Origin of the sequence: Bacteroides sp. 224 (assembly GCF_010500995.1) — a bacterium.
Lineage (GTDB): Bacteria > Bacteroidota > Bacteroidia > Bacteroidales > Bacteroidaceae > Bacteroides.
Map to the genome: position 1 here is coordinate 95,633 of NZ_QVMK01000004.1, position 20,974 is coordinate 116,606.

The 20,974-nt window shown below is 36.0% G+C and carries 18 protein-coding genes; 17 read left to right on the forward strand and 1 reads right to left on the reverse strand.

Translation table 11 applies throughout. The features are described from left to right. Positions 1-258: 258 nt before the first annotated feature. On the forward strand, positions 259-1,740 hold the full coding sequence (gene proS, locus D0T60_RS03915) for a proline--tRNA ligase (protein WP_163216849.1): 1,482 nt from the start codon (positions 259-261) through the stop codon (positions 1,738-1,740). Between the two features lie 111 nt (positions 1,741-1,851). Here the strand turns inward: proS and D0T60_RS03920 are convergent, their stop codons facing one another. Continuing rightward, a complete protein-coding gene (locus D0T60_RS03920) occupies positions 1,852-6,303 on the reverse strand; it encodes a translocation/assembly module TamB domain-containing protein (RefSeq protein ID WP_163216850.1) in 4,452 nt (1,483 codons plus the stop codon). A gap of 198 nt (positions 6,304-6,501) precedes the next feature. Here D0T60_RS03920 and tsaD point away from each other — a divergent pair, with 198 nt between their 5' ends. From tsaD to D0T60_RS04000, 16 genes are all read left to right on the forward strand, one after another. Next, a complete protein-coding gene (gene tsaD / locus D0T60_RS03925; protein ID WP_163216851.1) occupies positions 6,502-7,521 on the forward strand; it encodes a tRNA (adenosine(37)-N6)-threonylcarbamoyltransferase complex transferase subunit TsaD in 1,020 nt (339 codons plus the stop codon). Between the two features lie 93 nt (positions 7,522-7,614). Then, on the forward strand, positions 7,615-8,094 hold the full coding sequence (locus tag D0T60_RS03930; protein WP_370524368.1) for a CinA family protein: 480 nt from the start codon (positions 7,615-7,617) through the stop codon (positions 8,092-8,094). A 122-nt stretch (positions 8,095-8,216) separates the two neighbouring features. Next, the gene (gene rpmB / locus D0T60_RS03935; protein WP_163216853.1) at positions 8,217-8,477 is read left to right on the forward strand and encodes a 50S ribosomal protein L28; all 261 of its coding nucleotides are present in this window, start codon (positions 8,217-8,219) and stop codon (positions 8,475-8,477) included. 20 nt (positions 8,478-8,497) lie between these two features. Next, positions 8,498-8,686, forward strand: coding sequence for a 50S ribosomal protein L33 (gene rpmG, locus D0T60_RS03940; protein ID WP_008761579.1), 189 nt, complete (start codon positions 8,498-8,500; stop codon positions 8,684-8,686). Positions 8,687-8,698: 12 nt separating this feature from the next. Then, a complete protein-coding gene (locus tag D0T60_RS03945) occupies positions 8,699-8,857 on the forward strand; it encodes a DUF4295 domain-containing protein (RefSeq protein WP_163216854.1) in 159 nt (52 codons plus the stop codon). 153 nt (positions 8,858-9,010) lie between these two features. Next, positions 9,011-9,970 (forward strand): signal recognition particle-docking protein FtsY, encoded by a 960-nt coding sequence (gene ftsY / locus D0T60_RS03950; protein ID WP_163216855.1) that lies wholly within the window; start codon positions 9,011-9,013, stop codon positions 9,968-9,970. Next, a complete protein-coding gene (gene rimO / locus D0T60_RS03955) occupies positions 9,967-11,265 on the forward strand; it encodes a 30S ribosomal protein S12 methylthiotransferase RimO (RefSeq protein WP_163216856.1) in 1,299 nt (432 codons plus the stop codon). The genes ftsY and rimO overlap by 4 nt, the downstream gene beginning before the upstream one ends. A 72-nt stretch (positions 11,266-11,337) precedes the next feature. Continuing rightward, positions 11,338-11,610, forward strand: a complete 273-nt coding sequence (locus tag D0T60_RS03960; RefSeq protein ID WP_163216857.1) for an HU family DNA-binding protein — start codon at positions 11,338-11,340, stop codon at positions 11,608-11,610. Positions 11,611-11,622: 12 nt separating this feature from the next. After that, positions 11,623-12,768, forward strand: coding sequence for an HU family DNA-binding protein (locus tag D0T60_RS03965; RefSeq protein ID WP_163216858.1), 1,146 nt, complete (start codon positions 11,623-11,625; stop codon positions 12,766-12,768). A gap of 498 nt (positions 12,769-13,266) precedes the next feature. Next, positions 13,267-14,262, forward strand: coding sequence for a MoxR family ATPase (locus D0T60_RS03970; protein WP_163216859.1), 996 nt, complete (start codon positions 13,267-13,269; stop codon positions 14,260-14,262). Positions 14,263-14,347: 85 nt separating this feature from the next. Beyond that, the gene (locus tag D0T60_RS03975; protein ID WP_163216860.1) at positions 14,348-15,217 is read left to right on the forward strand and encodes a DUF58 domain-containing protein; all 870 of its coding nucleotides are present in this window, start codon (positions 14,348-14,350) and stop codon (positions 15,215-15,217) included. A gap of 7 nt (positions 15,218-15,224) precedes the next feature. Then, on the forward strand, positions 15,225-16,295 hold the full coding sequence (locus tag D0T60_RS03980; protein WP_163216861.1) for a BatD family protein: 1,071 nt from the start codon (positions 15,225-15,227) through the stop codon (positions 16,293-16,295). 23 nt (positions 16,296-16,318) lie between these two features. Beyond that, a complete protein-coding gene (locus D0T60_RS03985; RefSeq protein WP_163216862.1) occupies positions 16,319-17,302 on the forward strand; it encodes a VWA domain-containing protein in 984 nt (327 codons plus the stop codon). Positions 17,303-17,320: 18 nt separating this feature from the next. Further along, on the forward strand, positions 17,321-18,346 hold the full coding sequence (locus tag D0T60_RS03990; RefSeq protein WP_163216863.1) for a VWA domain-containing protein: 1,026 nt from the start codon (positions 17,321-17,323) through the stop codon (positions 18,344-18,346). 5 nt (positions 18,347-18,351) lie between these two features. Further along, positions 18,352-19,077 (forward strand): tetratricopeptide repeat protein, encoded by a 726-nt coding sequence (locus D0T60_RS03995; protein WP_163216864.1) that lies wholly within the window; start codon positions 18,352-18,354, stop codon positions 19,075-19,077. A gap of 35 nt (positions 19,078-19,112) precedes the next feature. After that, positions 19,113-20,972, forward strand: a complete 1,860-nt coding sequence (locus tag D0T60_RS04000; RefSeq protein WP_163216865.1) for a BatD family protein — start codon at positions 19,113-19,115, stop codon at positions 20,970-20,972. The last annotated feature ends 2 nt before the right edge of the window (positions 20,973-20,974 follow it).

Genomic DNA, 20,974 nt, shown 5'->3' on the forward strand with positions numbered 1-20,974 from the left:
TAACTAAGTCTTCCAAAGGTGTATACTTAAACCTCCTTTAGGTATACACCTTTAGGTTCTGTAGGTATATACCTTTGGCATGCTTAACTATATACCTTTGGAGTGCAAGGGCATACACCTTGAACATTTAAAGGTATATATCTTACCGATATAAAGGTATATCCCTTCAAACGATTTAGATATATGTGTTAGAATCGTTTTTTTTAGTAATTTTGCACTTTCAAAATGTATAAAATCAATTAAGAAACAAGATATAAAATGGCAAAAGAATTAAAGGATCTGACAAAGCGCAGCGAAAACTATTCACAGTGGTATAATGACCTGGTACTGAAAGCTGATTTAGCTGAGCAATCGGCTGTTCGCGGATGTATGGTGATTAAGCCTTATGGCTATGCAATATGGGAGAAAATGCAACGTCAATTAGACGATATGTTTAAAGAAACAGGGCATGTAAACGCTTATTTCCCTTTGCTGATCCCGAAATCTTTTTTAAGTCGCGAAGCTGAGCATGTAGAAGGATTTGCCAAAGAATGTGCAGTGGTTACTCATCATCGATTAAAAAATTCTCCCGATGGAAAAGGGGTGGTAGTAGACCCTGAAGCTAAACTGGAAGAAGAATTAATCATCCGTCCTACTTCCGAAACAATTATCTGGAATACCTATAAGAATTGGATTAACTCTTATCGTGATCTTCCTATATTGGTTAATCAATGGGCAAATGTAATGCGTTGGGAAATGCGTACTCGTTTATTCCTTCGTACCGCTGAATTTCTGTGGCAAGAGGGTCATACAGCACATGCTACCAAAGATGAAGCCGAAGAAGAAGCAATCCGAATGTTGCATGTGTATGCCGAATTTGCAGAGAAATATATGGCAGTGCCTGTAGTAAAAGGTATTAAAAGTGCCAACGAACGTTTTGCCGGTGCTCTCGAAACATATACTATTGAAGCAATGATGCAAGATGGTAAAGCTCTACAAAGTGGAACCTCACACTTCTTGGGCCAGAACTTTGCCAAGGCTTTCGATGTACAATTCGTAAACAAAGAAAATAAATTGGAATATGTATGGGCTACTTCCTGGGGAGTTTCCACCCGATTGATGGGAGCACTTATCATGACTCATTCCGATGATAACGGTTTAGTACTTCCTCCAACACTTGCACCTATCCAGGTGGTAATTGTACCTATTTATAAAAATGATGAGCAACTTTCTCTTATCAATGAAAAGGTAGCCAGCATTGTAGCTAATTTAAAGGCAATGGGTGTTTCTGTAAAATATGATAATGCAGACAATAAACGTCCGGGCTTTAAGTTTGCCGACTATGAGTTGAAAGGGGTTCCTGTTCGTTTGGTTATGGGTGGTCGTGACCTGGAAAACAATACAATGGAAGTAATGCGTCGTGATACTCTTGAGAAAGAAACTATTTCTTGTGATGGCATTGAGACTTACGTACAGAATCTGCTTAAAGAAATTCAGGAAAATGTATATAAGAAAGCTTTAGATTATCGTAATTCCCGTACTATCACCGTAGATTCTTACGATGAATTTAAAGAAAAAATAGAAGAAGGTGGATTTATTCTTGCGCATTGGGATGGTACTCCCGAAACAGAAGAAAAAATTAAAGAAGAAACCAAAGCAACAATCCGTTGTATACCTTTAGAAGGAGATAAAACTCCGGGTGTTTGCATGGTTACGGGTAAACCTTCTGCTTGCAGGGTAGTATTTGCAAGAGCTTATTAAATAATATTTTGAAATTTTGAACACAGAGACACAAAGGCACGGAGTTTATAGTTAGACTATCTAAATAAAAAACTCCGTGTCTTTGTGTCTCTGTGTTTTCACCCCCTTCCATTAACGAAGTTGTATCCAAGAAGTAGATTGATTATGCAAAGAATCTGCAGGAATAGTATCTAATGGAGCAACTCTTTCTTTAACTTCCACTTTTTTTGCTTGCTTTTTCTTTCTCCAATTCCTCCAAAAGAACAATTCATTCCACTTATAAAAGTCTTTTTTATACATAATACCAATGCCCTGAGTGGTTAGGTTGGTACGTGTATAATAGCGATCATTAGTTTGGTTATAAGCCTTCAATCGAATATCTCCTGAGCGAGTTAACAACCATTCTGCATCAAAATCACCCACAAAATTAGTGGTAGACATAGGATTATCCCGATAACCAAAGTTTCCATTTATTAATAAACGGTTATTTAATAACTGTCCGGAAAGTATTCCTTCCACTTCTACGTCGGTCCATCCTTTATCGCCTGTACTTAAATTGGTACCAATGTTCCAGTTGTTATTATCAATAATTTGAGATAATAGATTATTTAATTGTCCGGATAGGGTAGAAGATAGCACCGATGACATCACATTCGAATTTTGCCCGGTAGTTAAATGTTCCGGTGGATAGAATTTACCAATACCAAGCAAATAAAGTGTTTGCATATTGATTTCTTCTTCGGTACTAATATAATTGCGTACTAATGCTTGTACCTCATCTCTTTCATTGGGTAACTCAATATTTAATTTGATAGTTGGATTGGTAAGTACTCCCGAAAGATTCATTAAACAATTTACCCTTACGTTGACATTGGCTATCAATGCAGTTTCCTCGGAAGTCAATAAGTCATTAAGCGAGGCAGAATTTACTGTATATGCCGCCTGCACATCCATTGTTGCATCAAAAGGATCTCCATTGAATACAATATTACTACCATCTTTTATAATAAAATCCTTTCGTATCACCTCCTGTAAGCTGAATTTATAGACACCCTGATTAATGGCATAACTTCCAAACATCTTGATGTCTCCTTTATTAAAGAAATCGATGCGTACGTTACCGGTACCTTTACCTCCAATATAGTCTCCGGCTATAGGATCCATAATAATACGCATATTGGCATCCGGCGTAGCATCTATCTGGAGATTTAGGCGTACATCTATATCCAACTCTTCCTCTTCTTTTTTCTGCTGTTGTCTTGCCCGATCGAAGTCCGAAATATTACTCAAAAAATCCAGGTCTGTTCTGTTTGGCGTTTTATCTACAAACTTAATAAACTGATTGCTTACAGCAGATGCAGTTGGAGACATGGTATAAACAAAGGTTGTATTCCGATTCGTGGTTATGGCAGCATCAATATTTAATCCCTCTCCATTTCCTCTGAGTAATCCGTTTCCTGTAGCGTAAACAGTACCATAGAACGGCACTTCTGCATCCTCATAAGTTTTCATCACCAGCATATTGTTGGTGTTAATATCCAGTCTATAGTTCATATCTTTGAAATGCTGATGCCTTAAATATCCATTAACAGCTCCTCTGTGCCCTTCTATATCATAAAAGGGAATATTCTTAAATGAAACCTCGCGAGGAGAGAGGTAGACACTATCTCTTACTGCAAAATAAGTATCCAGCACATTCACCTTAAATGTAGCATCCGGCTTACCGGCACCATCGAGATTTAATGTTTTAAAAGTCCCGTAAAGCCTTACTTTACCCGATACGCGACCGGAGAAGTCGGAGGCAAGGCTTTTTACGTATGTTTCGAGAAATCTGATATCTACATTTTGGGTTCTTATGTCTAAATCAAGTCCACTTTTAGGCTTTAAAGGGAAAATATAACCTTTTACCAGCGTTTCTGAAATATTCCGTTCTTTGATATGTGCATCTACCCAAATACCTTCTTCCTCCTGGTGCCACTCTCCGGTAACATTCATGTCGCCCATTAATCCGTCGTTGAAATAGAAGTCTTTAACAAACAAACGGGTGTTCATTATCGGCTTTTTCAATACTCCACATGCCATGGCCGTTCCTGTGGCATGTCCTTTGAAATCAACGCTTTTGAAATTAAGCAAATCGAATACGTATTCTATATTGATTCCTTTTAGATCAACCTTTACGGTATCTGTCAAGTTGTCAGAAGCAAGTCCGTCGATATGCAGATGTTGATTTTCATGACTAAAATAGAAATCGTTGATATGAACTTTTCCCGAGTCTGCTACAATTTGAGAAGGATGTATTTTCCAAATAGTATCATTTAAGATCACATCTGTTTGTTTTACGTCAATAACCGTTTTTAAGTGAGATTTTTTGTTTTCTCCCGAACGCGAGAAGTTTGTGAGGGCAGCAAACTTACCACTATAGGTAATGTTTCCGGTGTTTCCCCAATTTATCTGTGTATCTAACACATTGTCTTTGGCTTGTGTATCTAATGATAGGTTAACAATGCTGTTTTTCCGATGGTTACTCAGTCTAACTCTACCTCTTAAGTAATCAGAAGTATTCTCACATAAAATAAATCCGGACTCAAGAAACATGTTTCCATATTGTAATTGAGGTATATAACCTTCCAACATCATTCGATTGGCTTTATCGTTGAAATAACCTTTGAAAGTAGAATGAGTATAAACCTTTAAAGGTATATCAAATACGATAGGCAAAAACTTCGTGTTAAATATATTGATATCGAAACTAAAATTATTGGATGTTTCAATCTCCTTTTTTCCATTAGGAGGGAAAACAGCCGGAACATATCGCCTTATAGTGTTCATAATACTTATAGGCAATGTACGATATGAGTATGTGCCTTCTACACGCGCATTCATAAACTCAGAATCAAGAGTTAAGATATTCTTTGTGTCTGTACGTGTAGATAAAATACGAATTTTGTCGATAGAAAGAGTGTCATTGGGAGCTATAAAAGATACACTGTCCATGTGTATGCTCCCCACCATATCATCGATGGTACTCCCAGTGAAATTAGCAGTTAACTTCATCGAGAAGTTAGTATCCTTATATTTATCTGAAGCTATATTTAGCTCATAAGGACGAACATTTTTAATAATGGCGTTAAAATCGAATGTTGGAACTCTTTCTGCTACATTAATGTTTCCATTTAGAAAAACAGAACCGTTTTCGTCATTCAAGGCTATTTTCCCATCGAATCCTCCCTGCTTATATTCGCCATCCAGTTCAATATTATCATATTGATAATTGCTATATTCTATAGACGAAACCAATCCTTTTAATAATATATAAGGATATTGTTTAGGCTGATGGTTACTTTTTACATTAAAATCGAAGGTGATTTTACCCAACTTATTATTATTCAATAATGCTCCAAGTTCAAAGTTTTCAGTTTTTACTCCTCCGGAATAGGAAATAATACCCTTTTCTTTATCAGAACTTACTTTTACGTCACTTTTAACACTTCCCAAGCCGGTTTGAAAGGTCCCGTATGTAACCAAGTCATTAAAATATCCGGATATCTCTCCTGTAAAAGAAACATTTCCCAATCGTTTCAATATATCCGGAGTTGTACTGTATTCCTTACTAAAGTTACGTACCAGAAAGTCGATGCCATCCTGATTTACCGACAAGTAGGAGAGTTTGCCGTAAATAAACGCATTTTCAGGAGTAGAAAGATCATGTAGCGAAACGTTTCCTCTTACTCGCAAATGATTGTCGGAGTTGATGGTTAATTCGGGGCAATTCAATTGATCAATAGTTCCGTTTGCCCTCAGTTCGAGCTTTATCTTCTCTTTAAAATGTTCCAATACAGGAACAAACGGAGATATATCGTGCAATGTTATATGAGAGGGTTTTATTTTAAGTGAGAATTGTACATCTGTCAGGAAATTCCGAAAGGCTCCCAAACTATCATAATTCATGTGGATAGTATCCATTTGCAAAGATGTGTTTGGCAGATTTACAGCAAAGTTATCAATAGTCAGGTTATTATCATTGCCCAATATCTTCATATTTAACTTCTGAAGTTCGAATCCCGACTGTTCATCCAGGCTTAAACGCTTAATCTGTGCATTGATAGAATCATTTTGGAGTGCCTTTAATGATATATTCCCTATTATATTATATAATTTAATATGTTTGGGGTTAAACTTTCCGGGAGTCTCTTTTTCCGAAAGTACATCATAAGCCAGCTTACCACGACGAACTAAAAGAGAGTTAATGCGTAAATCAATATCACTTTGAGTTTTTACACTATCTTTGGAAGCAAAAGCATCAAGCACGAATTTGAAATTAGAATCTGCATCAGGAGTCGGCTTATTCAAATTGATATTAAACCCGAAAAGTTGTACATTGCTAATTGATATTCGACCACTAAGAAGATCTATAAGGTCAAACTTAACAGAAAGGCGTGTAACTTTCAGCATTTCTTTGTCGGATTGATCATCCAATAATAAATCATCTAGAATGATTCGGTTTAGCAACCCGACATTGATACGGCCAATTTCAACTTTGGTATGGAGTGTAGAAGACAGTTCTTTAGCTATATATACAGTCATCTTCTGCTGAATAAAAGGAATATTCAACAAGATAAGAGCCCCGACATATACACCTATTAATATACCGAGCAGATAGCGTACTATTCTTTTTATTCTTCTGATATGGTGGATTTAGTTAATTTGCCAACAAAAATATAAAATAATAACCAATGAAATCCGGTTTATCATTACTTTTGCATCTTAAAAATACCCAAAAAGATGAGTACGATTATATTAGGGATTGAATCATCCTGCGATGATACTTCGGCAGCTGTCATAAAAGATGGCGTTTTATTATCGAATGTGGTGTCTAGTCAGGCTGTGCATGAAGCTTATGGTGGGGTAGTGCCCGAGTTGGCTTCACGTGCCCACCAGCAAAATATAGTTCCTGTAGTACATGAAGCATTGAAATGTGCCGAGGTTAACAAAGACGATTTAAGTGCAGTAGCATTTACAAGAGGTCCCGGACTTATGGGGTCCTTATTAGTTGGAGTGTCATTTGCTAAAGGGCTTGCCCGTTCTTTGAATATTCCGATGATAGATGTTAACCATCTGAAAGCTCACGTTTTAGCACACTTTATTAAAGAAAAGGATGAAGATACAAATCAACCAAAATTCCCTTTTCTTTGCCTGCTTGTTTCCGGTGGAAACTCACAAATTATTTTAGTAAAAGATTATAATGAGATGGAAGTGCTTGGACAAACCATTGATGATGCTGCCGGCGAAGCCATCGATAAATGTTCCAAAGTAATGGGGCTGGGGTATCCGGGTGGTCCTATTATTGATCGGTTGGCCAGACAAGGCAATCCCAAAGCATATACCTTCAACAAACCACATATCCCCAGATTAGATTATAGCTTTAGCGGTTTAAAGACTTCTTTTCTATACTCTCTACGAGATTGGATAAAAGAAGACCCCGAATTCATCGAGCATCATAAAGAAGATCTTGCAGCTTCATTGGAAGCCACTGTAGTGGATATTTTAATGGATAAACTTCGTAAAGCTGCCAAACAATACCAAATTAAGCAAGTAGCTGTGGCAGGAGGTGTGTCGGCTAATACCGGGTTGAGGAATGCTTTTCATGAACATGCTAAGAAGTATGGCTGGGAAATATTTATCCCTAAATTTAACTATACCACCGATAATGCTGCTATGATAGCCATTACAGGGTATTTCAAATATCAGAATAACGATTTTTGTTCGATAGACTTGCCAGCTTACTCGCGAGTTGTAATTTAGATAAAATAATAATGAACACAGAGACGTAAAGACACAAAGTGTTTAATTATTCTCTGTAACTCAGTGCCTCTGTGTTCATTTAAATAAATGGTCATGCAAAACGATAATCTCATAGAAAAATATATTGGTGAAGTTCTAATAAAGAAGAATCTGACCCTTTCCACCGCCGAAAGTTGTACCGGAGGGAATATTGCAGCCAAAATCACATCTATTCCCGGAAGCTCCTCTTATTATAAAGGAAGTATTATTGCCTATTCGAACGAGATAAAAGAATCTATTTTGCATGTAAACCCTGCAACCCTACAAACTTATGGAGCTGTGAGCGAGGAAACCGTAATTGAGATGGTAAAAGGTGCGATGAAATCATTAAATACGGATTGCAGCATAGCAACATCGGGCATTGCAGGTCCCGAAGGAGGAACACCAACTAAACCTGTAGGCACAATCTGGATAGCTGTTGCCAATAAAAACGAAATAGTAACAATGAAACAAGAAACGGATCAGGGAAGAGAAATGAATACGGAAAGAGCTGTAAACAATGCACTTCTGTTATTCCTAAATCTTATAAAATAAGGAAATATTGCTATTACACAGCGAATTATTGGCTAAATAATTTGTTTTTTATCAATAAAAGCACTTACTTTGCGCTCTGTTTAAGATAACTAAAGATAAAAACTATAAAAAATAAGATAGAAATGTCTAAGATTTGTCAAATTACCGGAAAGAAAGCCATGATTGGCAACAATGTTTCACACTCTAAAAGAAGAACTAAGAGAACTTTTGATGTGAACTTGTTTAAAAAGAAGTTCTACTATGTAGAGCAAGATTGTTGGATCAGCCTGAGTATTTCAGCCGCAGGTCTTCGCACTATTAATAAGAAAGGTTTAGATGCAGCTTTGAATGATGCAGTATCTAAAGGTTATTGTGATTGGAAAACCATTAAAGTAATCGGTTAAAACGAAGGAGAGATAGACTTATGGCTAAGAAAGCAAAAGGTAATAGAGTACAGGTAATTCTTGAATGCACAGAACATAAAGAAAGTGGTATGCCAGGTACTTCTCGTTATATTACGACTAAAAACAGAAAAAATACCACCGAAAGACTTGAGTTGAAAAAGTACAACCCAATTCTGAAAAGAGTAACTGTTCATAAAGAAATTAAATAAGCATTATAACCCATGGCAAAGAAAACAGTAGCAAGTTTGCAAGATGGCACCAAAGAAGGCCGTTCTTATTCCAAAGTTATCAAAATGGTGAAGTCTCCTAAAACCGGAGCTTACATCTTTGATGAACAAATGGTTCCTAATGAAAAAGTACAAGACTTCTTTAAGAAGTAATTAGCGCCGGTAATTTTACGGTATCATATATAAATCCTCTTATTTTAAAGTAATAAGAGGATTTTTTATATTCCTACACAATTACTTTTTACTTTTCATTTGTTGTTATATCTTTGTAGAATTATAAGTTATATAATATAAATACCAGATATTATGGGATTCTTCAACTTCTTTTCCAAAGAAAAAAAAGAGACACTGGATAAAGGGCTATCTAAAACCAAAGAAAGTGTATTTAGTAAAATCAATAGGGCTATTGCCGGAAAGTCTAAAGTAGATGATGAGGTACTTGATGACCTGGAAGAAATATTGATTACCTCTGATGTGGGAGTGGAAACTACGCTGAATATCATTAAAAGAATAGAAAAACGAGTAGCTACCGACAAATATGTAAATACACAAGAACTGAATGCTATATTACGTGACGAAATAGCAGATTTGCTAACAGAAAATCACTCGGATGACGTAGCCGATTTTGATGTTCCTATTGAGAAGAAACCATACGTAATTATGGTGGTAGGAGTAAACGGCGTAGGAAAAACTACTACGATCGGTAAATTAGCTTATCAATTCAAAAAAGCCGGAAAATCAGTGTATTTAGGAGCTGCCGATACATTTAGAGCAGCAGCAGTAGAACAATTGGTTATTTGGGGAGAACGAGTGGGAGTGCCGGTGATTAAACAACAGATGGGCTCCGATCCTGCTTCAGTAGCTTTTGACACTCTTAACTCTGCTGTTAGAAATAATGCAGATGTAGTAATTATAGATACCGCCGGACGTCTTCATAACAAAGTTGGCTTAATGAATGAATTAACCAAGATTAAAAATGTAATGAAGAAAGTACTTCCGGATGCTCCCAACGAAGTATTATTAGTATTAGACGGATCTACCGGGCAAAATGCCTTTGAGCAGGCGAAACAATTTACCTTAGCTACGGAAGTAACTACTATGGCCATTACTAAATTAGATGGTACAGCCAAGGGTGGAGTAGTAATAGGTATATCAGATCAATTTAAAATTCCTGTTAAATATATAGGGTTAGGAGAAGGAATGGAGGATTTGCAAGTATTCCGCAGGAAAGAGTTTGTAGATTCTTTGTTTGGAGAAAATAAATGAAAAGAAAGACTGTTGATATAATAACGATGGGGTGTTCCAAAAACCTCGTCGATTCGGAACAATTAATAAGGCAACTGGAAGAAGAGGGGTATTGCGTAACCCACGATTCGGAATCGCCTAAAGGAGAAATAGCTGTCATTAACACCTGTGGTTTTATTGGGGATGCTAAAGAAGAATCAATCAATATGATTCTTGAATTTGCACAGGCCAAAGAAGAAGGCGATTTAGAAAAGCTGTATGTGATGGGGTGTTTGTCGGAGCGCTATTTGAAAGAACTTTCTATTGAAATTCCACAAGTAGATAAATTTTATGGTAAATTCAATTGGAAAGAGCTTTTAGCTGACTTAGGAAAGAGCTATCATGATGAATTTTGTATAGAGCGCTCGCTAACTACGCCTAAACACTATGCTTATTTAAAGATTTCTGAGGGATGTGATAGGAAGTGTGCCTATTGTGCAATTCCTATAATCACAGGGCGACATGTATCGAAACCCATCGAAGAGATTGTAGAAGAGGTTAAATACCTGGTTTCTTTAGGAGTTAAGGAGTTTCAGGTTATTGCACAAGAGCTTACATATTATGGTATTGACCTGTATAAAAAACAAATGCTTCCTGAGCTTATAGAACAAATATCCGACGTTCCCGGTGTAGAGTGGATACGCCTGCATTATGCATATCCGGCACATTTTCCTACCGACTTATTTAGAGTAATGAGAGAACGCGATAATGTATGTAAATACATGGATATTGCACTACAGCATATTAGTGATAATATGTTATCGAAAATGAAACGTCATGTTTCCAAAGAAGAAACTTATGGACTCATCGAACAATTTCGCAAAGAAGTTCCGGGAATCCATTTAAGAACAACATTAATGGTAGGGCATCCCGGAGAAACAGAAGAAGATTTTGAGGAGTTGAAAGAATTTGTTCATAAAGCACAGTTCGATAGAATGGGAGCATTTACTTACTCGGAAGAAGAGGGTACTTATTCTGCAAATAATTATGAAGACTCCATTCCACAAGAAATTAAGCAGGCTCGCTTAGATGAAATCATGAATATCCAACAAGAATTTGCAGGAAAACTAAGCGCACAAAAAGTTGGCAAAGAATTTAAAGTGATTATAGATCGTTCGGAAGGAGATTATTACATTGGAAGAACTGAGTTTGATTCCCCTGAAGTTGATCCGGAGGTACTCATACACCATCAGGAAGGTGAACTTAAAATAGGACATTTTTACCATGTCTTGATTACTGATTCCGATGAATTCGATCTTTTTGGGAAAATTATTTAAACATATTTTCCTTGAACATTTGCTTTTTACGCTGATTATTAGTAATATAGCAGCGAATTAAAATTTTAGACCTTGAATAACAAAGAATTTATATCAGCACTTGCCAGTAAGTTAGAGTATCCTATTAACTATACCTCGAAGCTTACTGAATCCTTTATCAATGAAGTGATTGAGCAGTTAGAAGAAGGAAATACAGTTTCGGTTCATAATTTTGGTACCTTTGAAGTAAAAAAGAAAGCAGAACGCATATCTGTAAATCCTACTACTAAACTTCGTATGCTCGTTCCACCTAAACTTGCTATAAGCTATAAGCCTCACAGTTATTTAAAGGAGAAATTTAAATAAATAAGGTAGTTTATGGGAAATAAGATCACTGTTCAAGATATAGTTAATCTGTTCATCCGGAAGTTCGAGATAGAACAGGAACATGCTGAAGCTTTTTCCAAAGCCTTTTTCGAGTTAATTATAGAAGGGCTGGAGAAAGATCGTTATGTTAAAATCAAAGGTTTAGGTACTTTCAAATTAGTTAATATAGATAGCAGAGAGAGTATCAATGTTAATACCGGTGAACGTTTCGAAATTCAAAGCCATACAAAAGTCTCTTTCACACCGGAAACCAGTTTGCGTGATAGAATAAATAAACCGTTTGCTCATTTTGAAACTGTTGTTTTGAATGAAAATGTTACTTTTGATGACGAACAGGAAAATATAAAGCCTACAGAGCCGGAAGAAACAAAAGAACCGGAAATTCTGGTTTCTCCTGTTATTCCCAAGCAAGAAGATAAAGACTCTGTAGAAGAAAACTCTGCTCAGAAAGAAGAAGTTAACATGACTTCCGACCTTGATAGGGAAGAAAATACACAAGAAGAAGTTGAAGAAAAAGAAATAGAACAACCAACAGAAAGGGTAGCAGAAGAAATTCCTGAATTGGCTCCTACTGAAAGCACTCCTCAAACAGAGGTCAAACCTTCTTCGAAAGCTACTACAACAAATAATGATACTCGTGTTAGAAACTATCTTATTATTTTAATTATAGTTGTACTCCTTTTGTGTGGTGGAATTATTTTATATGTTTGCTATCCGGATCTTTTTTCAAAGAAGCAAAATTCCAGTGCTGACATAACCATGCCTGTACCTGAAAAAACAGAAATAATAATACCTGCTGATACGGTAGAGATTAAAGATAAAGATACAGTTACTGTTGATCTAGCTCCAACTGAATTGGAAAAAAACGTTGATCAGGTAAAAGTAAAAAGAAAGACAAATACCACATCTAAACCCAAAACTCCTGTAAATCCGGACTCAACAAGTTATAAAATTACAGGAACAAAAACAACCTACAAATTGCAAGAAGGAGAAACTTTAATCAGAGTGTCCCTGCGTTTTTATGGAACAAAAGATCTTTGGCCGTATTTACTAAAGCATAATAGGGATATTATAAAGAATCCGGATGTGGTTCCCAGTGGAATTACACTAAAAATACCCGAACTAAAAAAGAAATAAAAGCCAGTCCTTCTTCTTTGCTGTTAACTATAGCTAATGCTTAAATTGGCTAAAATCCTTTTCCATCTCGTTAACGAGGTACAGTCGCTCTTTAACATTTATTATTCGTTTAAATACAACTATTTTTACTCATCATTTTTTTAGAGTTACTTTTAATGCATGCAGAAAATAGCATTTATCTTTCGATAACTCAACTTTAATGCCTTAAATACATCTATTATTCAATAAAACTATCTATTACAAATGATCGATCAATTTTATCTGTTATTTTGCATTTTCCAAACAGGCTTAAAATCGCATAAAATCCAATAGTAGAACAGAAGGACGGTTTTAAATCAAAATAGAGGCATTTGGTAATATTACATTTTTAAATCCTATAAATCCACTAAAGACTTAACATAATTTTTTAATATAATTTAGTTGCGGTGATTAATTATATAATGTACTTTTGGAATCAATTTAAGTAAAAGGCATTAAACAATAAATTATACTATAATTATGGCTGAAACAATTGATATTCGTGAGCTAAATGAACGAATTGAAAGACAGAGTGCTTTCATAACCAATCTCACAGCAGGAATAGACCAGGTTATTGTTGGTCAAAAACATTTGGTTGAATCATTATTAATTGGTTTATTATCTGATGGACATGTGCTTTTAGAAGGGGTTCCCGGTTTGGCAAAAACATTGGCTATCAAAACATTAGCCTCTTTAATAGACTCAAAATATAGCCGTGTACAATTTACACCTGACTTGCTTCCTGCCGATGTTATCGGTACAATGGTTTATAGTCAGAAAGATGAATCTTTTCAGATAAAAAAGGGACCAATTTTTGCTAATTTTGTATTGGCTGATGAAATTAACCGTGCTCCGGCTAAAGTACAGAGTGCCTTACTCGAAGCCATGCAGGAGCGACAAGTGACCATCGGAAAAGAAACATTCAAACTGGATGAACCTTTCTTAGTTCTTGCTACACAAAATCCTATTGAACAGGAGGGTACATACCCACTTCCTGAAGCACAGGTAGACCGTTTTATGCTAAAGGTAGTTATCGATTACCCGAAGCATGAAGAAGAAAAATTAATCATTCGACAGAATATCAGTGGCGAAAAGTTCAATGTAAAACCCATCATGAAGGCCGAAGAAATAATGGAAGCCCGCAAAGTGGTACGACAGGTATATTTGGACGAAAAGATTGAGCGATATATTGTAGACATTGTATTTGCAACTCGTTATCCTGAAAAATATGGTTTGAAAGAGTTGAAAGATATGATCGGATTTGGAGGTTCTCCTCGTGCATCCATCAATTTAGCATTAGCTGCTCGTAGTTATGCTTTCATCAAACGCCGTGGATATGTAATTCCTGAAGATGTACGTGCCATTGCTCATGATGTACTTCGTCATCGTATCGGTTTAACTTATGAAGCTGAAGCAAGCAATATTACATCCGAAGAAATTATCAGTAAGATTTTGAATAAAGTAGAAGTACCTTAAGTTATGAATTTTGAGATTTGAGTTATAAATTACGTTTTGTATAGAATAACTCAAAACTTAAAGCTTAAAACTTAAAACTTAAAGAATGGAAACAGCTGATATATTAAAAAAAGTTCGTCAGATTGAAATAAAAACCCGCGGATTGTCCAGCAATATCTTTGCCGGACAGTATCATACAGCCTTTAAAGGTAGAGGGATGGCATTTTCTGAGGTACGCGAATACCAATTTGGAGATGACATACGCGATATTGACTGGAATGTGACTGCACGCTTTAATAAACCTTATGTGAAGGTTTTTGAAGAAGAACGTGAATTAACAGTTATGTTATTGGTGGACGTTTCGGGTAGTTTGGAGTTCGGTACATCTAAACAATTTAAAAAGGACATGGTTACTGAAATTGCTGCTACATTGGCTTTTTCAGCAATTCAAAACAACGATAAAATAGGTGTTATCTTTTTCTCTGATCGAATTGAAAAGTTTATTCCTCCTAAAAAGGGAAAAAAACATATTCTTTATATTATACGTGAATTGATTGATTTTAAAGCTGAAAGCCGTCGAACAAATATACGAATGGGAATTGAATACCTGACAAACGTTATGAAAAGACGTTGTACTGCTTTTATTCTTTCAGATTTCATTGATCAAGAGAGTTTTCAAAATGCGCTGACTATTGCCAACCGTAAGCATGATGTCGTTGCTATACAAGTATATGACAAGCGTGTGGCTGAACTCCCATCCATCGGATTAATGAAAGTTGTAGATGCAGAAACCGGTCATGAACAGTGGATAGATACCTCTTCGAAAGCTGTGCGTAGAACCCATCATGAATGGTGGGTCAATAAACAAACTGCTCTCAACGAAACATTTACCAAAAGCAATGTCGACTCGGTGTCTGTGCGTACTGATCAGGACTTTGTAAAAGCATTGCTAAGTTTGTTTGCAAAACGAAACTAAAAGAAAAATGAAGAAATATATATTTCTACTCATCGGACTATTGGGATTATCTGTTGCTTCTTATGCTCAAACCGTAACGGTGGAAGCAAGAATTGATTCTTTGCAGATTTTGATTGGAGAACAGGCTAAGATTCAACTCGAAGTTTCAATGGATAGTAAGCAACATGCTGTATTTCCTCAATTCACTGATACATTGATGCAGGGAATTGAGGTCTTGGAAGTATCTCAACCAGATACACAATATCTTAATAATAAACAACGATTGCTTATTACTCAAGAGTATACCATTACTTCTTTTGACTCTGCTCTTTATTATGTACAACCATTGTCTGTGATGATTGATGAAAAAGAGTATAAGTCGAACCCTTTGGCACTGAAAGTATACTCTATTCCTGTTGATACAGAAAATCCGGATCATTTTTTCGGTCCGAAAGATGTAATGAAAGCGCCTTTTGCATGGGAAGATTGGTGGGGATTAATAGCTATTTCATTCTTAGCTATACCTCTATTAATAGTATTAATCTATTTAATTATCCGGGTACGTGATAATAAGCCAATTATTCGTCGTGTAAAAGTAGAGCCTAAATTACCTCCGCATGTATTGGCTATGAAAGAGATTGAACGTGTGAAAACCGAAAAAGTATGGCAAAAAGGCGAACCTAAAGCATACTATACAGAATTAACGGATATTATACGTACTTATATAAGTGATCGATTTGGTTTTAATGCGTTGGAAATGACTTCATCCGAAATCGTAGACCAACTGACAGAGATCAAAGAGAAAGAAGACATTAGTGAATTAAAACTTCTTTTCCAAACAGCCGATTTGGTGAAGTTTGCCAAACATAATCCATTAATGAATGAAAATGATGCGAACTTGATTAATGCCATTGAATTCATTAATGAAACCAAAGAGCCAGAAGTAGAGAATCAAAAGCCACAACCTACAGAGATTACTATTATTGAAAAACGTTCATTATGCGCTAAGATATTATTGATTTCCGGTATTGTGATACTCTCTGCATCCATTATTGCATCATTTGTATACATAGGCATACAATTATATAACTTGTTGTAAACATTAAAACAAATAGTTGAAGAATGGTATTTGCCAATATTGAATATTTATTTTTGTTGCTGTTACTTATACCTTATATAGTATGGTATATTCTAAAACGGAAGAATAATGAAGCTACCCTTCAAATTTCTGATGCCAGAGTATATGCCCATACTCCTAAAAGCTATAAGATATATTTGCTACATGTTCCCTTTTTATTGCGTTTAGCTACGTTGGTAATGATTATTTTGGTGTTGGCGCGCCCTCAATCTACCGATAGTTGGCAAAGTAGTGAAATTGAAGGTATTGATATTATGCTGGCCATTGACGTATCTACCAGTATGCTGGCCGAGGATTTGAAACCTAATCGACTGGAAGCAGCCAAAGATGTAGCAGCAGAATTTATAAACGGACGTCCGAATGATAACATCGGAATTGTATTATTCGCGGGAGAAACATTCACACAATGTCCGCTAACAACAGATCATGCTGTATTGCTTAACCTTTTTCAAAGTATAAGAACAGGACTTATAGAAGATGGTACAGCAGTCGGAATGGGAGTAGCCAACGCCGTTTCTCGTTTGAAAGACAGCAAAGCTAAATCCAAGGTAATCATACTGTTAACCGACGGTACAAATAACCGAGGAGATATTTCGCCACTGACTGCTGCTGAAATAGCCAAAAACTTTGGAATACGTGTTTATACGATTGGAGTTGGAACCAATGGAACGGCTCCTTACCCATATCCTACTGCAATGGGAGTGCAATATGTTAATGTACCTGTAGAAATTGATGAAAAGGCACTTTCTGAAATTGCAAATGTAACAGATGGAGAATATTATCGTGCTACAAGCAATTCAAAGTTGAAAGAAGTTTATGAACAGATTGATAAACTGGAAAAAACCAGACTGAATGTGAAAGAGTTCAGTAAACGGCAGGAAGAATATCGTTTGTTTGCTTTAATTGCACTTTTATGTGTATTGCTTGAAGTATTATTGCGTAACTCTATCTTAAAAAAGATACCATAACTTAAAATATAGATTGAAATGTTTCGATTCGAAGATCCTACATATTTATATTTACTGCTGATATTACCATTTTTGGCAGCTTTCTATCTCTATTCTAATTATAGAAGAAGAAAAGCGCTTCGGAAATTCGGCGATCTGGTACTTATGGCACCACTCATGCCAAATGTGTCAAAGTATCGTCCCGATGTTAAGTTCTGGTTAGTTTTTTCAGCAATCGGATTATTAGCTTTTCTGCTGGCTCGTCCGCAATTTGGAGCAAAACCCGAAGTCGTGAAACGAAGTGGGATAGAAGTTCTTATAACTTTAGATATCTCTAACTCGATGTTAGCTCAAGACGTTCAACCAAGCAGATTGGAAAGTGCTAAAAGACTTATATCCAGAATGGTTGATGAACTGGAAAATGATAAAGTGGGGCTAATTGTCTTTGCAGGCGATGCTTTTACACAACTTCCGATAACAAGTGATTTTATTTCGGCTAAAATGTTTTTAGAGTCAATCAATCCTTCTTTAATATCTAAACAAGGAACAGCGATTGGCACAGCTGTTAATTTAGCAGTCCGTAGTTTTACGCCTCAGGAAGGGGTAGGGAGAACCATCATCATTATTACAGATGGTGAAAATCATGAAGGAGGAACTATGGAAGCAGTTAAAGCAGCAAAGGAAAAAGGAATCCAAGTCAATGTAATTGGTATAGGTACACCGGAAGGGGCGCCCATTCCAACCGAAGGAACTAATGACTATAGAAAAGACAAACAGGGAAATGTGATTGTAACTCGCCTGAATGAGGCAATGTGCCAGGAAATTGCAAAAGAAGGTAATGGTATCTATACACGTGCTGATAATAGTAGCTCTGCACAACGTGTAATAACCGGTGAAATCAATAAATTGGCTAAAGCCGATGTTGAAACCACCATCTATACTGATTATAACGAACAATTTCAAGCCGTTGCATGGATCATTTTATTGTTGTTATTGGCTGAGTTATTGATATTGGAATGCAAAAACCCACTATTCAAAAACATCAGGTTATTTTCTAACAAGTAATTGATATGTTGAACAATAGATATATAATATTCATATTATTCTTAGTTTCTGCCACTTTTACAACAATGGCGCAGAAAACGGAGAGAGATTATATTCGTAAAGGAAATCGTGCCTATAAAGATAGTACTTATGTAGATGCAGAAGTAAGCTACCGGAAAGCACTGGAAGCAAATTCGCAATCGAGTATATCCATGTATAATTTGGGGAATGCACTTCTTCATCAACAAAAAGCACAAGAGGCGATGGAGCAGTATCAAAAAGCTGCTCAGATAGAAAAAGACAAAGGCAAATTAGCTCAAATTTACCATAATGCAGGTGTTGTATTTCATGCATCAAAAGATTATGCGAAAGCAATAGAAGCATATAAAATGTCTTTACGCAATAATCCAAAGGATGATGAAACGCGTTATAATCTGGCATTAGCACAAAAAATGTTGCAAGATCAGCAAGACCAGAATCAAGATCAAGATCAAAATCAGGATCAAGAAGATAAACAAGACAAAGAAGAACAAAAAGATCAGAAGGATCAGCAACAGAACCAACAAGATCAACAGCAACAGGATCAGCAAAATCAAGAGCAACAACAACCTGAGCAACAAGAGAATGAAATATCCAAAGAAAACGCAGAGCAAATGCTGAATGCTGTTATGCAGGATGAGAAAGATGTTCAGGAAAAAGTGAAGAAGCAAATGCAGGTTATTCAAAGCAGGCCTTTGGAAAATGATTGGTAATAACATAGTATAGACGATATAAAAGCAATAGATAAATGAGAAAACTGTTTTTCTTATTAACAGCCTTATTAATTACAAATAGCATCTTTGCAGATGAAAAGGCTACATTTACAGCTTCTGCCCCGAATACGGTAGTAGTAGGAGATCAATTTAGGATTTCTTATGTAGTAACAACAGATAAGATAAAAGACTTTCGGGCGCCAGCCAGCTTTACCGGATTTGATGTATTGATGGGACCTACCCGGTCACAGCAAAGTAGCACTCAAATTATAAATGGGAAGTATTCTTCTTCTGCAAGCATTACTTTTACTTATATATTAATGGCCAATAAGGAGGGGAATTTTTCTATACCAGCTGCTACAATCGTAGCTAATGGCAATCAATTAATATCTAATGCCGTTGATATAAAGGTACTTCCTAAAGATAAAACCAGTAATTCAGGAGCATCATCAAACAATAATAGTAGCTCCGGGCAACAAAGACAAGGAGGTGTATCCTCTTCTTCCTCTGGTTCAACGATTTCCAGTCAGGACTTATTTATAACTTCGAATGTAACTAAAACAACAGTATATGAGCAAGAAGCATTTTTGCTTACCTATAAAATATATACAGCAGTTGATTTGAGAAACTTTGATAGCGTAAAACTTCCGGATTTTAAGGGGTTCTTATCTCAGGAAATAGAATCAAACCGAAACATTACATTTGAATTAGAACATTATAATGGGCGTAATTACAATGCGGGTATCTATCGACAATTTGTGTTGTTTCCTCAACAAGCAGGAGAATTAACCATTGAACCTGCTCGTTTTGATGCATCCATTGCCAAAGCTGTACGTTCAGTCGACCCATTTGATGCCTTCTTTAACGGAGGAAGTAATTATGTGGAAGTAAAGAAAACCCTTTATACACCTAAAGTTAAAATAAATACAAATGCATTACCTGCCGGAAAACCTGCGGGTTTTAGTGGTGGAGTAGGGAACTTCAGTATAACATCGTCGATTAATAGTAATGAAATAAAAACGAATGATGCTATCACCATCAAATTGGTTATTTCAGGAACTGGAAATCTTAAATTGATTTCTAATCCTAAAGTAGAATTCCCAAATGATTTTGAGGTATATGATCCCAAAGTAGATAATAAAGTTAGATTAACAAGAGACGGCAATACCGGAAATAAAGTTATTGAATATCTGGCTATTGCCAGACATCCCGGAACTTATAAAATTCCAGGAGCTACATTCAGCTATTTTGATATAAAATCTAAAGCCTATAAAACCTTGAAAACCGAAGATTATGAAATTAAGGTTGAAAAAGGAGAGGGGAATGCCGATCAAATTGTTTCTAACTTCACAAATAAGGAAGAAATTAAGGTGTTGGGAGAAGATATCCGCTTTATAAAAAGAAATGATGTCAATCTTCATTCTGTAGGAGATTTCTTTTACGGTTCACTTACCTATTGGCTATTCTACATTATACCATTAGCAGTTTTCATAATATTCTTTATTGTACATCGTAAACAAGCTATAGAGAATGCAAACGTAGCTAAGGTTCGTACCAAGAAAGCTAATAAAATAGCAGTTAAGCGCTTAAAAGTAGCCGGTAAATTACTTGCTGAAAACCAAAAAGAAGCTTTCTATGATGAAGTATTAAAAGCTTTGTGGGGATATATTGGAGATAAACTAAATATGCCTGTATCTAAGCTTTCTAAAGATAATATCGAAGAAAAATTAATTAAACGTGGTGTTAGTGAAGAACTGATAAAAGAGTTCCTGAATGCTTTAAATGAATGCGAATTCGCTCGCTTTGCTCCGGGTGATGAAAATCAGGCTATGGATAATGTGTACTCTGTAGCACTCAATGTAATTAGTAAAATAGAAAACTCAATCAAACACTAACA

Excerpts from the sequence above, each read along its gene's own strand:
- proS (WP_163216849.1), top strand. The coding sequence starts at position 259 with ATGGCAAAAGAATTAAAGGATCTGACAAAGCGCAGCGAAAACTATTCA.
- D0T60_RS03920 (WP_163216850.1), bottom strand. The coding sequence starts at position 6,303 with ATGACTGTATATATAGCTAAAGAACTGTCTTCTACACTCCATACCAAA.
- tsaD (WP_163216851.1), top strand. The coding sequence starts at position 6,502 with ATGAGTACGATTATATTAGGGATTGAATCATCCTGCGATGATACTTCG.
- D0T60_RS03930 (WP_370524368.1), top strand. The coding sequence starts at position 7,615 with ATGCAAAACGATAATCTCATAGAAAAATATATTGGTGAAGTTCTAATA.
- rpmB (WP_163216853.1), top strand. The coding sequence starts at position 8,217 with ATGTCTAAGATTTGTCAAATTACCGGAAAGAAAGCCATGATTGGCAAC.
- rpmG (WP_008761579.1), top strand. The coding sequence starts at position 8,498 with ATGGCTAAGAAAGCAAAAGGTAATAGAGTACAGGTAATTCTTGAATGC.
- D0T60_RS03945 (WP_163216854.1), top strand. The coding sequence starts at position 8,699 with ATGGCAAAGAAAACAGTAGCAAGTTTGCAAGATGGCACCAAAGAAGGC.
- ftsY (WP_163216855.1), top strand. The coding sequence starts at position 9,011 with ATGGGATTCTTCAACTTCTTTTCCAAAGAAAAAAAAGAGACACTGGAT.
- rimO (WP_163216856.1), top strand. The coding sequence starts at position 9,967 with ATGAAAAGAAAGACTGTTGATATAATAACGATGGGGTGTTCCAAAAAC.
- D0T60_RS03965 (WP_163216858.1), top strand. The coding sequence starts at position 11,623 with ATGGGAAATAAGATCACTGTTCAAGATATAGTTAATCTGTTCATCCGG.
- D0T60_RS03970 (WP_163216859.1), top strand. The coding sequence starts at position 13,267 with ATGGCTGAAACAATTGATATTCGTGAGCTAAATGAACGAATTGAAAGA.
- D0T60_RS03975 (WP_163216860.1), top strand. The coding sequence starts at position 14,348 with ATGGAAACAGCTGATATATTAAAAAAAGTTCGTCAGATTGAAATAAAA.
- D0T60_RS03980 (WP_163216861.1), top strand. The coding sequence starts at position 15,225 with ATGAAGAAATATATATTTCTACTCATCGGACTATTGGGATTATCTGTT.
- D0T60_RS03985 (WP_163216862.1), top strand. The coding sequence starts at position 16,319 with ATGGTATTTGCCAATATTGAATATTTATTTTTGTTGCTGTTACTTATA.
- D0T60_RS03990 (WP_163216863.1), top strand. The coding sequence starts at position 17,321 with ATGTTTCGATTCGAAGATCCTACATATTTATATTTACTGCTGATATTA.
- D0T60_RS03995 (WP_163216864.1), top strand. The coding sequence starts at position 18,352 with ATGTTGAACAATAGATATATAATATTCATATTATTCTTAGTTTCTGCC.
- D0T60_RS04000 (WP_163216865.1), top strand. The coding sequence starts at position 19,113 with ATGAGAAAACTGTTTTTCTTATTAACAGCCTTATTAATTACAAATAGC.